The organism is Arthrobacter sp. 2762 (assembly GCF_040548745.1).
Classification (GTDB): domain Bacteria; phylum Actinomycetota; class Actinomycetes; order Actinomycetales; family Micrococcaceae; genus Arthrobacter.
In genome coordinates, this window is the sequence record NZ_JBEPSI010000016.1 from 1 (window position 1) to 13,640 (window position 13,640).

11 protein-coding genes and 2 pseudogenes are annotated in these 13,640 nt (G+C 61.2%); 4 read left to right on the forward strand and 9 right to left on the reverse strand.

The window, feature by feature from the left end; genetic code table 11:
- From ABIE18_RS20980 to ABIE18_RS21015, 8 genes and pseudogenes are all read right to left on the reverse strand, one after another.
- Positions 1 to 194, reverse strand: a pseudogene (locus tag ABIE18_RS20980) (sugar phosphate isomerase/epimerase); the annotation flags it as partial.
- Between the two features lie 25 nt (positions 195 to 219).
- Positions 220 to 1,707 carry a sugar ABC transporter ATP-binding protein gene (locus tag ABIE18_RS20985; protein ID WP_499724484.1) on the reverse strand — a complete coding sequence of 496 codons (1,488 nt, stop codon included), beginning with the start codon at positions 1,705 to 1,707 and terminating at the stop codon, positions 220 to 222.
- Between the two features lie 5 nt (positions 1,708 to 1,712).
- On the reverse strand, positions 1,713 to 2,567 hold the full coding sequence (locus tag ABIE18_RS20990) for a sugar phosphate isomerase/epimerase family protein (protein ID WP_499724447.1): 855 nt from the start codon (positions 2,565 to 2,567) through the stop codon (positions 1,713 to 1,715).
- Positions 2,560 to 3,411 carry a TIM barrel protein gene (locus ABIE18_RS20995; RefSeq protein WP_477513437.1) on the reverse strand — a complete coding sequence of 284 codons (852 nt, stop codon included), beginning with the start codon at positions 3,409 to 3,411 and terminating at the stop codon, positions 2,560 to 2,562. The genes ABIE18_RS20990 and ABIE18_RS20995 overlap by 8 nt, the downstream gene beginning before the upstream one ends.
- Before the next feature lie 78 nt (positions 3,412 to 3,489).
- Positions 3,490 to 4,479 carry a sugar ABC transporter substrate-binding protein gene (locus ABIE18_RS21000; protein ID WP_499724448.1) on the reverse strand — a complete coding sequence of 330 codons (990 nt, stop codon included), beginning with the start codon at positions 4,477 to 4,479 and terminating at the stop codon, positions 3,490 to 3,492.
- Positions 4,480 to 4,551: 72 nt separating this feature from the next.
- Positions 4,552 to 5,691, reverse strand: coding sequence for an ABC transporter permease (locus tag ABIE18_RS21005; RefSeq protein WP_499724449.1), 1,140 nt, complete (start codon positions 5,689 to 5,691; stop codon positions 4,552 to 4,554).
- 44 nt (positions 5,692 to 5,735) lie between these two features.
- Entirely contained in the window at positions 5,736 to 6,779 is a 1,044-nt protein-coding gene (locus ABIE18_RS21010; RefSeq protein ID WP_499724450.1) for a Gfo/Idh/MocA family protein, read from the reverse strand.
- Entirely contained in the window at positions 6,780 to 7,913 is a 1,134-nt protein-coding gene (locus ABIE18_RS21015; protein ID WP_499724451.1) for a Gfo/Idh/MocA family protein, read from the reverse strand. It abuts the gene before it with no gap.
- A gap of 252 nt (positions 7,914 to 8,165) precedes the next feature.
- On the opposite strand from ABIE18_RS21015, the gene ABIE18_RS21020 reads away from it, so the two are divergent.
- Positions 8,166 to 9,365 (forward strand): ROK family protein, encoded by a 1,200-nt coding sequence (locus tag ABIE18_RS21020; RefSeq protein WP_499724452.1) that lies wholly within the window; start codon positions 8,166 to 8,168, stop codon positions 9,363 to 9,365.
- Between the two features lie 93 nt (positions 9,366 to 9,458).
- Positions 9,459 to 10,502 carry a helix-turn-helix domain-containing protein gene (locus ABIE18_RS21025; protein ID WP_499724453.1) on the forward strand — a complete coding sequence of 348 codons (1,044 nt, stop codon included), beginning with the start codon at positions 9,459 to 9,461 and terminating at the stop codon, positions 10,500 to 10,502.
- A gap of 133 nt (positions 10,503 to 10,635) precedes the next feature.
- Here the strand turns inward: ABIE18_RS21025 and ABIE18_RS21030 are convergent, their stop codons facing one another.
- Complete coding sequence (locus ABIE18_RS21030; RefSeq protein WP_499724454.1) at positions 10,636 to 11,169, reverse strand: TetR/AcrR family transcriptional regulator C-terminal domain-containing protein; 534 nt, start codon at positions 11,167 to 11,169, stop codon at positions 10,636 to 10,638.
- Positions 11,170 to 11,324: 155 nt separating this feature from the next.
- On the opposite strand from ABIE18_RS21030, the pseudogene ABIE18_RS21035 reads away from it, so the two are divergent.
- Both ABIE18_RS21035 and ABIE18_RS21040 read left to right on the forward strand, forming a co-directional pair.
- Positions 11,325 to 12,553 (forward strand): annotated as a pseudogene (locus ABIE18_RS21035) (beta-ketoacyl-[acyl-carrier-protein] synthase family protein).
- A 683-nt stretch (positions 12,554 to 13,236) separates the two neighbouring features.
- A complete protein-coding gene (locus tag ABIE18_RS21040; RefSeq protein ID WP_499724455.1) occupies positions 13,237 to 13,602 on the forward strand; it encodes a LapA family protein in 366 nt (121 codons plus the stop codon).
- Positions 13,603 to 13,640: the final 38 nt, after the last annotated feature.

A 13,640-nucleotide genomic window follows, 5' to 3' on the forward strand; every position in this document is an offset into this window, starting at 1 on the left:
TTTTCCAGGACGGCGAGTTTGGACTCGACGTAGCCGGGTTCGTCCCAGCGCCAGGCGTCCAGGTGGTCTCCGGAGACGGCGATTTCCAGGCCGTCGTAGCCCCAGCCCGAGGCAAGGCGGGCGACTTCCTCGAAGGGGAGGTCGGCCCACTGGCCAGTGAACAGGGTGAACGGCCGGGTCTGTTGGTCGGTCATGGTTGTTCCATTCTGGAGGGATCGCTTAGGCCGCGGCGTAAGCGATGACGTTTTCTTTGGTTGCTTGTGCCTTGTCCAGCTCAGCCACTACCCGGCCGGCCCTCATGACCATCACTCTGTCGGAGAGCTCGAGGAGTTCGGGGAGCTCGCTTGAGATGACGAGTACAGCCACGCCTCTGCGGGCCAACTGTTCGATCAGGCGGTGGATTTCGGCCTTCGCCCCGATGTCGATGCCCTTAGTTGGCTCGTCCAGAATGAGGACCTTGGGGTTGCTTGCCAGGCAGCGTGCGATGATGACCTTTTGCTGGTTGCCGCCGGAGAGTGACTGTATCGGCGTTTCCGCAGATGGGGTCCTGACATCGAGTTCCTTGATGTAGCCGCTGACCATCTTCTTTTCGTAGCCCCGCTGCAGTACGCCCCATTTACTGACCTGCTTCAGGAGGGTCAGTGTGGTGTTTTCGCGAATGGACAACATGGGAATGATGGCCTGCAATTTTCGCTCCTCCGGGACGAGGGCGATGCCGGCGTCGATGCCGGCAGAGGCACTACGAAGATTCAGTTTCCGGCCGTTTACCTCAACTGTCCCGGCGTCGGCCTTGTCGGCCCCGTATATACACCGGGCGACCTCGGTCCGGCCAGCTCCGACGAGCCCTGCAAGTCCAACAATCTCCCCTGCGTGCAGCTGGAGGTTCACGTCTTCAAACGCGCCGGCGAGGCTTAGACCCCGCGCTTCAAGAATAAGTTCACCACGTTCGCGGGGAATGTGCTCATAGAGGTCAACGTCCTTGCCCACCATCAACTGCACAACGGAACGGGCATCGAGTTGATCTGCTGGAACGGATGAGGCCACCGTTTTGCCTTCGCGGATGACGGTGATCCGGTCGGCCAGGGTGAAGACTTCCTCCAATTTGTGAGAAACGTACATGATCGCCAGGCCTTTGGCCCGCAGTTCGTTGACCAACTTGTACAGCTTCTCAACGTCCTGCTCGGTCAGAGCAGTGGTGGGCTCGTCCATGATGATGACTCTCGCGTCCTGGGCTATTGCGCGCGCGATCTCCACCATTTGACCGTCCACCGTTGAGAGGGCCATGGCAGGGGTGTCAAGGTTCAGGTGGGGTGCGACCTGGTCAAGGGCCTTGCGTGCGCGGCGGCGGATCTCGCGGCGGGAGAGGATGCCGTTGCGTCCGCCCCAGTTTCCCAAAAGGACATTTTCGGCCACCGACAGGTCCGGGACCAGGTTGTGCTCCTGGTAGATAGTGGCAATGCCGGCGGCCTTGGAGGCCACCGTGCTGGAGGGCATGAGTTCGCCATCCACGTACACGCCGCCTTCATCGGGCGTGTAAAACCCGCTGAGGGTCTTGATCAGCGTTGACTTTCCGGCTCCGTTTTCGCCGCAGACGCAGTGCACCTCTCCGGCATGAAGCTCAAAGTTCATGCCGGAGAGGGCGACGACGCCCGGAAACAGTTTTACTAGGTTGCGTGCTTCAACAATTGCTGGAGCGCGTCCGGGCATTTCGATCACGGCAATTCCCTCCTGAGGAAGGTGAGTCCGTCCCTGGCCAACGCGTCCATGGAGGGTGCCACTGGCCGCCAGAGCGAAACGGCTTTGGCGATTTCCTCGACCGTGGGAAGGAACGACTCGACAACAATGGAACCCTGGTAGTCGATCGTTTTCAGTGCGTCGAAAGTCTCGGACCACGGCACATGTCCGCTGCCGGGCGTTCCGCGGTCGTTTTCTGACACCTGGAAGTGGAAGACCTTGTCACCGGCAGAGGTGATGGCCGCACCGATGTTCTTCTCTTCAATGTTCATGTGGAAGGTGTCCAGCATCAGCCCGACGTTGTCCCGGCCGATGAGCTCACACAATTCCAGACCCTGTTCGACGGTGTTGACCAGGTCGGTTTCGAACCGGTTGAGCGGTTCTATGGCCAAGGTGATGCTGCGTTCGGAGGCGTAGTCGGCTACTTCACGCAGGCTGTCGGCCGCCCACTGGCGCTGCTGCTGGCGTTCCCCGGGGGGAAGCAGCCGTGCTTTGCCGGTAGCGGAGTACATCGGTCCCGCCACGTGGGGTGATCCCACGGCTTGGGCGATGTCAACGCAGAGTTTCAGGTAGTCGATGCCCTGCCGCCGCTTCTGCGGGTCCTCATGCGAGACGTCGCGGTCCGGTCCGAACGCGCCGCATATGGACACGGGCAGTCCGGTTCGTTCCGAGGCTTCCTTGAGTGCTTCTGCGCTGACCACGGCAGGGTCTTCAATGCAGACCTCGATCAGGTCGTAGCCCATCTCCTTTGCGACGTCGAATTGATCGACGTCCTGATCGGTGAACGGGGAGACCAGGATGAAGGTGCTAACGCCGAACTCATATTTACTCATTGGGCCACAGCTCCTGTTCCAGCTTCTTCATTTCGTTGATGGCCTTTTCGGTGTAAGGGTCCAGGAACTCCAGGTGCCCGCCTCGTGCCATCATGGCGAAGGGGTTCGACGCGGCGGGAAGGAGCTCGAAGGTCAGGTAGCCGTCGAAGTTGATGTCCTTCAGCGTCTGCAGGGTGGGACGGAAGTCGATGTGTCCTACGCCCGGGGCGGCACGGTTTGAATCGGCCAGGTGGACGTGGTTGACCTTGCTGCCGGCACGGGCGAAGGCGCCGTGGATGGTGTCTTCTTCGATGTTCATGTGGAAGAGGTCACCGTGCACGCCGGCGTTTTTCAGACCGGTAGCGTCGAGAAGCTCAACGGCGCGGTCCAGCCGGTTCAGGAAATGTGTCTCGTAGCGGTTCCACGGCTCCAGGGTGATGTTGATGCCAACGCTGGCCGCATATTCGCCGAGCGTGCGGACGTTCTCCACGGCCCAGTCCCATTCCTGTTCGTCGCTTGCCAACGCTTCGGTCTTACCCACTGGGGACGGGCCGACGATGATGGTTGGGGCTCCGACAGCGGCGGCGAAGTCGGCCACCGACTTGCCGTAGTCCAGGGCCTTCTGCCGGTTTGCAGCGCTGGGGTTGATCAGGTCGCGTTCCTCCCCGAACCAGATGCTGCAGATGGAGCTGACGTCAATACCGGCGTCGTTGGTCAGCTTGTTGATTTCCTCGACGTCGTGCGTTGCCGGCTCTCCTACCAGTTCGATGGCGTCGTAGCCGTAGCGCGCGACGCGGTCGATGCCTTTGGCGATGTCTTCCTGGTAGTAGACGATGGCGTTGTAGGAATACTTGAAGCGGGACATGTTTCTCCTTGAAGTGGAATTGCTTGGTTGGGCCGGACCGAGCGGGGGGCTCGGCCCGGCCGCCTATGGTTTGGGGCTCTAGTCTTTGAAGATGTTGCCCCAGAGCGTGGGGTCATCGACGTTCTCTTTGGTGATGAGCTTGGTGTCTGTCAGCTGCATCTTGGGGACCTGCTTGCCGTCCAGCAGATCAACCTCGGCCTGAAGGGCCAGTGCTCCCATCTCGAACGGGTTCTGGTCCATCGTGGCGTCCTGAATACCGCTGCGGATGCGGTCCAGGGCGAGCGGAGTACCGTCGACTCCAACCAGCGGGATGTGGTTCGCTGCTCCGACCGGAGCGTCCTTGTTGATCTGTGAGAGGCCGGAAACGATGCCACGCACCATTTCGTCGTTGTGGCTGAAGAGGCCGTTGATGCTCGAGTCGGCGGTGAAGTTGTCAACGGTCAGGGACAATGCGTTATCTGCGGTCCACTGTGCGTCACGGCCGATTACCTTGATGTCGGGGTACTGCTTGATGCCCCCGGTGAAGCCTTTGCCGCGCAGAATCGCGTGGTAGGCACCCTTGGCTCCTTGGTATTCAAGGACGGTCCCCTTGTTTCCCATCAGTTTGGCCAAAGCTTCAGCACCGAGTTTGCCGGCCTTTTCGTTATCGAAGGCAACGGCAGCGTCGGCGATGTCGCCCGGGATCACCGAGTCAACAGTGGTGACGGTTTTTCCGGCGTCGTGGATCATCTGGACTCCAGGAACCAGCTCAGCAGAGTTATTCGGGCTAAGAACGATGCCGTCCACGCCTTGGGCGAGCTGGTCCTGGATCTGGCTTATCTGGGTGCTGGAGTCACCCTTGGCGTCAAGGACTGTGACTTCCACGCCGAGTTCCTTCGCCTTATCCTTCACGCCCTGGCCGAGGGCAACCATGAATTCAAAACTCTGGCTGTACAGCAGGACGGCGATTTTCTTTGTCTTCGTTCCGTCGCTTGTTCCCTGCGCGGCGCTGGATGCACCGCAGCCGCTCAGGGCGATGGCGGCGGCGGAGATTACCGCGAGGACCGCCAGTTTGGGTGAGGTCTTCATTGACTTACTCTTTCTTTTGATGATTCCGCTGGTGCTCAGATATGCCAGCTGAGCGGGGTAACGGGTGAGGTGTCAGGCTGGCGTTCCGGTGGTCTGCGGCGTGCCGGACCCGGTGTGCTGTGTGCGGGTCCCGTTGGAGTCCTTCGACGGCGGCGGCCCGATCTTGCGTTTCCTTGACAGGTTCTTTTGGACGTACTTGTAGCGGTAAACGTCCAGGGCGGCGGCGGCGAAGATGACGACGCCTTGGACAATCCGGTCATAGGACGAGGGGATGCCGAGCAGGTTCACGGCGTTGGAAACCATCGCGATCAACAGCACACCGAGCAGGGTGCCCTTGATGTTTCCCTGGCCGCCGAAGAGGCTGGTTCCGCCTATGACCACCGCTGCGATGACGGTCAGTTCAATGCCGTCGCCGGCACGTGGGCTTCCGGAAGCCAGCCGGCCCGTGAGCAGGAGCCCGGCCATGCCCGCAGACAGACCGGCGACGATGTAGGCGTTCATCGTGACGCGGTCAACGCGGATGCCCGCCAGCAGGGCTGCCTCTTTGTTGCCGCCAACGGCGTAGATGGAGCGTCCATAGGTGGTACGGGTCAGGACCAGATGAGCCAGGAAGGCCAGCACCAGAACGGCTGGTATCAGCAGGGGAATTCCTGCGATTTTGGCGCTGACCATATCGGTGAGCACCTTCGGAACGGGTGTGATGTTGCCGCCGTCGGAGTAGGCAAAGGCTATTCCCGACCCGGCGGAGAGTGTTGCCAGGGTCGCGATCAGCGGGGATATTCCCAGCTTCGTGACCATCAGTCCGTTCACTGCACCGACTCCGGCGCCGACCACCAGACCGGTCAGTAGCCCAACTGCCGGCGGCATGTTCATGTTGACGATCACGCCCATGGACAGCACGGACGACAGGGCTGCGGTCGATCCAACCGAGACGTCGATGCCGCCGGTCAGGATCACGAAGGTCATGCCGATGGCGAACACACCGAGGATGGTGCACTGGTACAGCAGATTTACGAGGTTGACCGTGGTCAGGAATACCGGGCTGAGGAACGTCAGCAGTACACCGAAGAGCAGTACGACGACGAGCAGGCCCTGGGCACCGATGAAATCGCCGACACCGGAAAGCCGTGAACGTGACTCCTCTTGGGATTTTCCGGGGCCAGCCTTCCCGGAAACCGGACCGGCGGAACCGGTGGCTGTTTGTGGCTGCATGGTTGTATCTCCAGTCAATTCGACACTTCCTCGGGTCGGAAGTGCTAGTGGCTGCCGATGAGTTCGGCGTTGGTCTTCAGGGGAATGGGTGCGCCGTCTTGGCGGGCGGAGTCCGCGGTGGCCATGACGAGCTGCAGGCTCTGGATGTTGTCGGTGACGTCCGTCTCAGCTTTGTGCCCCGTTTCGATGGCGTCCCGGAACGCTGCGAGAGTGCCCAGCCGTTCCTCGACCGGCAAGGGGTCCAGGTCCACGTGCATGACGCCGGAGCGTTCCACTGCGCCGGCGAGGAACACGGTGTCGAACAGTGAGGCGAAGTTGATGGTGACTTCGTTGTTCTTCCACGTGATGGCGCCCTTGCTGCCTTGGATTTCCCAGTCGCCGTCCCAGCTGGTCTGCGGGCCGTAAGAGCTCCATGAACCGGTATAGACAACGCGGGCACCGTTGTCGCAGTCGAACTGCACCACCGCGGACGCGTTGCCTTTGAATCGTGAGGTGCCCGTGTTCCAGGACCGTGCACGGACCGCGGTGGGTTCGACACCGACGATCCCGCGGAGTTGGTCGAGGTGATGGATCATGGCGTCCACGATCAGGGGCTCGTCCATTTCGAGACGGAATCCTTCAAACGGCGGGTTTTTCTTGTAGTCGATGAACACGTGCTCGAGGTCTCCGATGACCCCGTCGCGGATGAGGCGCTGAACGGTCCGTGCGGCGCGCTTGAAACGGTAGTTCTGCGACACCATGGCGTGCTTGCCGTATTTCTCTGCCGCCTCGATAATCCGGATGCCGTCTTCAAGGTTGTGGGCAAGCGGCTTCTCAATCAGGGTGTGTACGCCGGCTTCCAGGGCCGGGATCGCCACGGCTGCATGATACTCGGGCGGAACGATGACCAGGACAGCGTCGAACGTTTCCTTGTGGTTCAACGCTTCCTCGATCGTGGCGTAGGCGGGGATTCCGTACTGTTCAGCCGCGGCCCGCGCCGCCTCCGGGTTGACATCGACAACGCCGGCCAGTTCCCAGGTCTTGCTTTGGTGAATCACGTTCAGCCATGAAGCGCCCCATGCGCCCAGGCCTACCTGGATAATTTTCATTTACCTAACTCCTTCTGGTTCTTTGACGTCCGGGACGGCGACCCACTCGCCGCCCTTGCTCGATTCGATGATGCTTTCGGTCAGGAGGGCTGACCTGAGGCCGTCCCTAAATGTGGGCAGGCCATCGCGGATGTCTCCGTTGATTGCGGCATAGGTATCGGCGACGAATGCATTGAAAGCGTCCTGATAACCCTGCGGATGTCCTGCCGGCAGGACACTGAGCCGTGCCGCTTCAGGGCTAAGCGCGTCCGGGTCGCGGACAAGCAACTGTGAACCCGTCCGTTTACCAAGCCACAATGTCTCCGGGGCTTCCTGGTCGAACTGAAGGGTGCTCTCCGCACCCGAAATCTCGATCATCAGGCGGTTCTTCCGTCCAGGCGCAACCTGGCTGACCAGGAGGTTTCCCACGGTCCCGCCTTCAGTGGCGAACACGGCCGCAACGAGGTCCTCGGTCTGGATGTCCTTGTGATTTGCCCGGCCGGAGAAGAAAGTGCGGCTCAGGGCCCCGACCCGTGTAATCCGGTCCCCGCTCACGAATTCCAGCAGATCGCACAGATGGGAGCCGATGTCGGCGAACGCCCGCGAAGGGCCACCGAGACCGGCGTCCACCCGCCAGTTGTCGTCGTCCCGGGACAGAAGCCAATCCTGGAGATAGGAACCCTGAACCGTGGAGATCCGGCCTGTTTGGCCCGATGCAATGCGTTCCCGGGCTTCCCGGATCATCGGATGGAACCGGTACACGAAGGGAACGGTCGCAACCGTTCCTGCCGCGGCGGCTAGCTCCACAAGACGGCTGGCATCCTGCACGTTGGTAGCCAGAGGCTTCTCACAGACAACATGCTTGCCTGCTTGCAGCGCTGCCTCGGCCAGTGCGTGGTGGGTGGCGTTCGGGGTGCAGATGTGGATGACGTCAATCGTCCCGTCCTCGATGAGGTCCTGGACGGACGCGTACGCCTGCTGCACACCCAGGCGGTCTTTGGCGCGGTGGGCGCTGGCCGGGCTGGAGGACGCGATGCCGGCGATTTCCGCCCCTGCTGCACGGGCGGCTCTGCTGTGCACCTCGGCCATGAACCCGGCGCCGACGAACCCGGCCCGTAACCGGGAGGGGGCTGTCGTGGTTCTGTCTTTTTCCATGCCGAAACAGTGACACGCAGCAACGGGCTTTGGTCAGTGGATCAGCAAAAGTCTGCACCTTTTGACGCTGACGGCGCTGGAACACCTGCACAAGTTGCACTTTTTGATGCTTAGGACATCGCCGGGTGGACGGGGACGAGTGAGCAGCTCGACACTGGGTGGAGATAAGGGCCCCAGGGTCCTGTGAGCGTGATGCGTCGAGACCTCAGTCTCACCATTCACCTCCTTCGAGCCCCCCCGAATTGGAGAGACATGGACAACGGCGGACCCGGCGGACTTCTGCAGATCCTGCGTGACGGACGCCCTCGAACCAGAGCAGACCTGGCTGGGATAACCGGCCTGGGGCGGGCTGCCATCAGTGCTCGCCTTGAGCCACTGCTAAAACTTGGATTGGTTGTACCCGCATCTGGTGCACCCTCCACTGGGGGCCGCCCCTCAGCGCGACTAGCCTTCAACCCGGGTGCAAGGTTGGCCGCTGCAGCTGACGTCGGCGCCACACACGCCACCGTGGCTGTCACGGACCTGTCAGGGACGGTGCTCGTGGAAACCACTGAACGGATTGAAATCTCAAGTGGACCAGAAGCTGTTCTGGACTGGCTGTTGATGGCGCTGAAGAGACTCTTGAAAGTGCTGGAGCGTCCGACGGCGGATGTCATCGCCGTCGGTATCGGGCTACCCGGTCCCGTTGAATACTCCACCGGAAAGCCAACCAGCCCGCCGATCATGCCGGGATGGGACGGATTCGATGTTCCCGGTTACGTTCAGCAAACCTTTGACGTTCCCGTACTGGTTGACAACGACGTCAACCTCATGGCCCTCGGCGAGCGGGCGACACGCTGGCCCAACGAGGACAACATGATCTTCCTCAAGGTCGCGACCGGTATCGGCTCCGGGGTGGTCAGTGGAGGAGAATTACAGCGTGGGGCTGCAGGCGTGGCTGGAGACGTCGGCCATATCGCTGTTTCCCGCGGGGCAGGTATTCTATGTCGCTGTGGCAAGAGCGCCTGCCTGGAAGCCATCGCAGGCGCCCCGGCCATAGCCGCCCAGCTCCGCGAGAACGGACTCGAGGCAACCACCGGAAGTGACGTCGTCGCGCTCGTTCGTTCCGGTGATTTGGCTGCCATCCAAGCGGTCCGCCAGGCTGGTCGCGACATCGGGGAAATGCTCAACATGTGTGTGAGCTTTATCAACCCCTCGCTGATTGTCGTCGGTGGATCGCTTGCGCAATCCGGGGAACATCTGATCGCAGGGATTCGCGAAACGGTCTATGCACGCTCAACGCCCTTGGCGACCCAGCGCCTGAATATCACCCAATCCGAAACCGGGCCGAAAGCTGGAGTGGTTGGGGCCAGCATCTTGGCCGTCGAATATGTCCTCGCCCCTTACCGGTTCAATGACTTGGCAACCGGGCTGCCCCAGTCAAAGGTACATACAGAGGTAAAATATCGCTAACAGTTGAGGTCTTTTCTGGCCGGTCTTGGTGCCACCCCGCCCGCTTCCTCAAGACGTCGTGGCAACTCCCAAGGCCGCCGTGATGGTCAGCTGGTGAAGGAGGACGACATGCCTCAATCCGATACAGGGAACAGTGGCCGTCTGCGACGCTATGCAGTGCCGGAGGGGCTGAATCCCGAACAAAGGTTCGAACATTGGCGGGAGTGGTACGGCAGTGCCGTCGAAACACCAATGCGGCTGGAAAAGTCCATACCTAAGACTCCTGCATCTTTCAATCCTTCAGCCCTCACTCTTGCCGGGCCCGGCTTCAGCCTCATAGAAATGCACAACTCCCCGGCATTGGGCTTTTGGGCGCCGAATCCCGACGCCGCCGATCTGCGCCTGGCCTACTTCCGCAAGGCGACAGGACTAACCCTCGCTCTCGATAGCGTGCCAGAGCCGGTTTCACCGGGCGCCGTCAGGTTCATCGATACCTCGCTGGGCGGCAGCTTCGATGCGCCCGAAGGTTTTCACGCCCTGCAGCTCAACATCGACCGCGGCAGCCTCAATCTGAGGGAGGCCGAAATGCGGTCACTCCTTCGCGCGCCCGACCTCGCAAAACACCCAATTGTGGGTACGTTCGTAATTCCTGCGCTGATGAGTTGGAAGCGGCCGGGTATCGACGCCAAAGCATCGGGAACCGGAGACATCCTCCGATCCGTAATGGCAACCCTCGTGGGTTCCCTGCTCGAAACGCCGCTCGACGATGAAACGCAGAAACCAGCACTAAGTCGGGCGGTAAAGAAATACGTTGAGGCCAGCTATGACAACCCAAATCTGGACGTGTCAATGATCGCCGCAAGGTTCAGCCTCTCCCGTCGCTCGCTGTTCTACTTTTTTGAGAATGAAGAACTACGCTTGGGCGAGCGAATACGCGCCTTGAGAACGCGGAAGGCGCTGGAGCTCCTCCTTCAAACCGATGCCCGCAGCATTACCTACTCCGAAATTGCGGCACAGTGCGGATTCACCGACGTCCAAAGTATGCGCCGCGCAGTCAAAGAGTTTACCGGGATGAATGTCAGGGAGATCCATCGATCCGAGCCCGTGGTGCAGCTCGCGCTGCAACAACTGCGGCAGAAGCTTAACCGGGGAGCTTGATCGGATCGGCGGAATTGCGTCAAGAATCCCCCGTTTCGGGGCCCGTTCTGCGCCGTTTGGCACGCCCAAAAAATGGGCCCGGCAGCGTTCAAATGAACGACCCCGCATGAAGTCCCGGAGTCGTGCCCGCTGGCTAGGGATTCTCCCCCGGACTCCCGCTACGAACAGTCAGTGTGCCGGACAGGTCCACGTCGCTCCCCGATCCCGTGGCGCCGGCCTGTGACAGGAGGGTGGCTCCGAAGGCTGCGCTCCAAAACGTCCTGGTTTCCACAGGCATGGGACGTTGCACTTCCCAGTGCCGGTGCTTCATAAGACGGGCAAGATAGCGCTCAGACTGGCGGAACAGCAGATTCAGATGCTGATCCACTACAGCCGCCAGAGCAGGCCGGGATGTTCCCACTGCCAAGGCGCGCACCACCAACGGCATGGACGGGAGCATCAGTACCGTGCGGGCCATGTTCCTTCGAAATGACTCGGGGCTCCCTGCACTGTGGCCGATCGCCTCAACGCGTTCCGCATCGTGGAGCAATGCCAGGAAAGCTGCGTGGATGAAGAGCGAGTCTTTGGAACCGAAGTAGTAAGTCACCTGGTTGGGAAATACTTCGGCATCGGCAGCGATCGCTGCCACGCTCACGTCACCCGAAGTGTTGGCCAGGTAAAGCTTCACCGCGCTATCCAGGATCCGGCCCCTGGTCGAGTGGCCACGAGCTTGCGATGGACCCCCCGGAAGACGTTTCCCCTTGCGTTCTGTGACCATGCAAGAAATTGTACTCCATACAACTATCTGTATATCTTGTATCTCATACAAGAAAAGGAGTTGCCATGAAGGCACGAGATATCGCTGTGACAGGAATAGGCGCCACAACGCCTTTGGGAGGCACCGTCGACACGACCTGGGCCGCGCTGCTTGAGGGCTCTTCAGGCGTGCGGGATGTCGGGCCGGATATGTTGCAGGGCAGCGGGCTCCCCGTAACCATCGCCGCACCCATGGCCACCGACCCAGCCACCGGACTTGACGCCGTCGAAGCCAAAAGACTGGACCGGGTCCAGCAAGCCGCCCTGATTGCCGCGGCAGAAGCTTGGGCAGATGCCGGTTCGCCCCAGATTGACGGCACCCGACTGGCTGTTGCGGTAGGAACAGGCGTGGGCGGAATCGGCACGCTCCTCCGGGAGGACGACACCTTGGAGAACCGCGGCCAGCGCCGCGTCTCCCCACGGGCAGTACCGATGCTCATGGCCAACGGACCCGCCGCGGCTGTCAGCATCCGCTACGGCGCCAAGGCAGGTTCATACACTCCGGTCTCGGCGTGTTCCTCGGGCGCCGAAGCAATTGTCCTGGCCGCCAGGTTGATCCGTTCCGGTGAAGCTGATGTAGCCATTGCCGGCGGTGCTGAAGCCGCGATAACCCCCTTCACCGTCGCTGCCTTCCTGCAAACGAGGGCTCTCTCAACACTTGCAGCGGACCCAGCTTCCGCATCGCGCCCCTTTGCCTCAGATCGCGACGGCTTCGTCCTGGGCGAAGGCGCAGGCATTCTGGTGCTGGAAAGTGCCGAGCACGCCATGGCCCGCGGCGCCACTGTCCACGCGGTCCTGCGCGGCGTGGGCATCGCCTCCGATGCCTTCCACATGACGGCGCCGGCGGACGACGGCGAAGGCCAGATCACCGCCATCACCAAAGCACTCAACGACGCCGGCATGAGCCCAGCGGAGGTGGGCCACGTCAACGCCCACGCGACCGGCACCTCCGTGGGGGACCTGGCGGAAGCAAAAGCCATCAAGGCCATCTTCGGCGACACCATTCCGGTGACGGCACCCAAGGCCTCCCTGGGACATCTCTTCGGAGCCGCCGGCGCAGTCGAACCATCATCGCAGTCCGGAGCGTCGCACAGGAAGTCATCCCTCCCACCCGCAATCTTCACCAGGGAAACGTGGACCCGGAGCTCGGGCTGGACATTGTCACCGAACAACGCCGCGGAACATCTCCCGCAGCGCTCTCCAACTCGTTCGGATTTGGCGGTCAGAATGTCAGCCTGATCTTCAGCAAGGGCTAAAGCTGTACCCGGTTCCTGCTTTTCGGGGTCCCGCAGGAGGTCTTGGTGCTCGATGCAGTCACTGGACGGATACCCTGCGCACACGTCAGCGGTTCAAGATTTAAGGACACCGTTGGCTCGGTTGTGCCGGGTGCCTCCCGGGCGACAAACGGCACCCTCTGACGAGGGGGTTTACCGTGCCCGAGGTGGGACTCGAACGGGATTCCAGGGCCTGCAAACGCTGGGAAGTCCTGAAAACATGCGAAACCCGGGCCAGTCCCGTAGCTGTACGAGCCAGTCTGAAGGTGCAAAGTGCGGACATTGTCCAAACTTCTTTTTCTCGGTTTCCAGCAGACTCGTGTCAATAGAGGACGCGTGCATTTTCCCCCAAACTCCTGCGCAGCACTTGTAATCCCTTGGCGGAGCCCGGCTGTATATAGTGGCGCGCGGCAATATCGGTTTGGTTCGTTCCCCTTCGGCGAGACGACGCGCCGCAATCAGCGCCACCCAATTACAGCAAGAGCATTTAGCTACGCCAGGCAGCGAGGAGGAAGCTTCCAAGGTAGTCGTATCTGTCTTCATCGGAGTCGGAGACCGCCTGGACTGTTGCCCATGCGAAGCATCCCCGCTGAGCCGGACCTCCATTACGCGCAGCGGGCCGCAAAAGCGGAGAATTGAAGTGCACGGAGAGGAATTGATCAATCATGACATCGGAACCAGTCACGCCCGGAGGGCTGCCGCCTGAGCAGAGGCCCCCGAACGGATCAACCCCAGGGCCCGCCCGTTCCCTTCCGGCTGAGACAAGGCCGAAGCCAACACGGTCCGGGGTGGTCTGGGTGGCTGTGGTCACGGCCCTTATCCTGCTGGTGCTGCTGATCATTTTCATCCTGCAGAACCAGGAACCTGCCAGGGTAATGTTCCTCGGCCTCGAGGGCACGCTCTCCCTGGGAATGGCCTTGTTCATCGCGAGCGTCGCAGGGGGAATAGTCGTAGCGGTTGCCGGCGCAGCAAGAATCATCCAACTCCGCTCCAACGCCCGCAAGGTACGGATGCTCCACAAACGTGGCTAGCCGCTGCTCCACAGGACGATGAAGCTGATGCGGATGGT

What these genes read in the sequence shown, in the direction of transcription:
- ABIE18_RS20995 (WP_477513437.1), bottom strand. Translation starts at nt 3,411, where the DNA reads ATGTCCCGCTTCAAGTATTCCTACAACGCCATCGTCTACTACCAGGAA.
- ABIE18_RS21010 (WP_499724450.1), bottom strand. Translation starts at nt 6,779, where the DNA reads ATGAAAATTATCCAGGTAGGCCTGGGCGCATGGGGCGCTTCATGGCTG.
- ABIE18_RS21020 (WP_499724452.1), top strand. Translation starts at nt 8,166, where the DNA reads ATGGACAACGGCGGACCCGGCGGACTTCTGCAGATCCTGCGTGACGGA.
- ABIE18_RS21040 (WP_499724455.1), top strand. Translation starts at nt 13,237, where the DNA reads ATGACATCGGAACCAGTCACGCCCGGAGGGCTGCCGCCTGAGCAGAGG.
- ABIE18_RS20985 (WP_499724484.1), bottom strand. Translation starts at nt 1,707, where the DNA reads ATGCCCGGACGCGCTCCAGCAATTGTTGAAGCACGCAACCTAGTAAAA.
- ABIE18_RS21015 (WP_499724451.1), bottom strand. Translation starts at nt 7,913, where the DNA reads ATGGAAAAAGACAGAACCACGACAGCCCCCTCCCGGTTACGGGCCGGG.
- ABIE18_RS20990 (WP_499724447.1), bottom strand. Translation starts at nt 2,567, where the DNA reads ATGAGTAAATATGAGTTCGGCGTTAGCACCTTCATCCTGGTCTCCCCG.
- ABIE18_RS21000 (WP_499724448.1), bottom strand. Translation starts at nt 4,479, where the DNA reads ATGAAGACCTCACCCAAACTGGCGGTCCTCGCGGTAATCTCCGCCGCC.
- ABIE18_RS21005 (WP_499724449.1), bottom strand. Translation starts at nt 5,691, where the DNA reads ATGCAGCCACAAACAGCCACCGGTTCCGCCGGTCCGGTTTCCGGGAAG.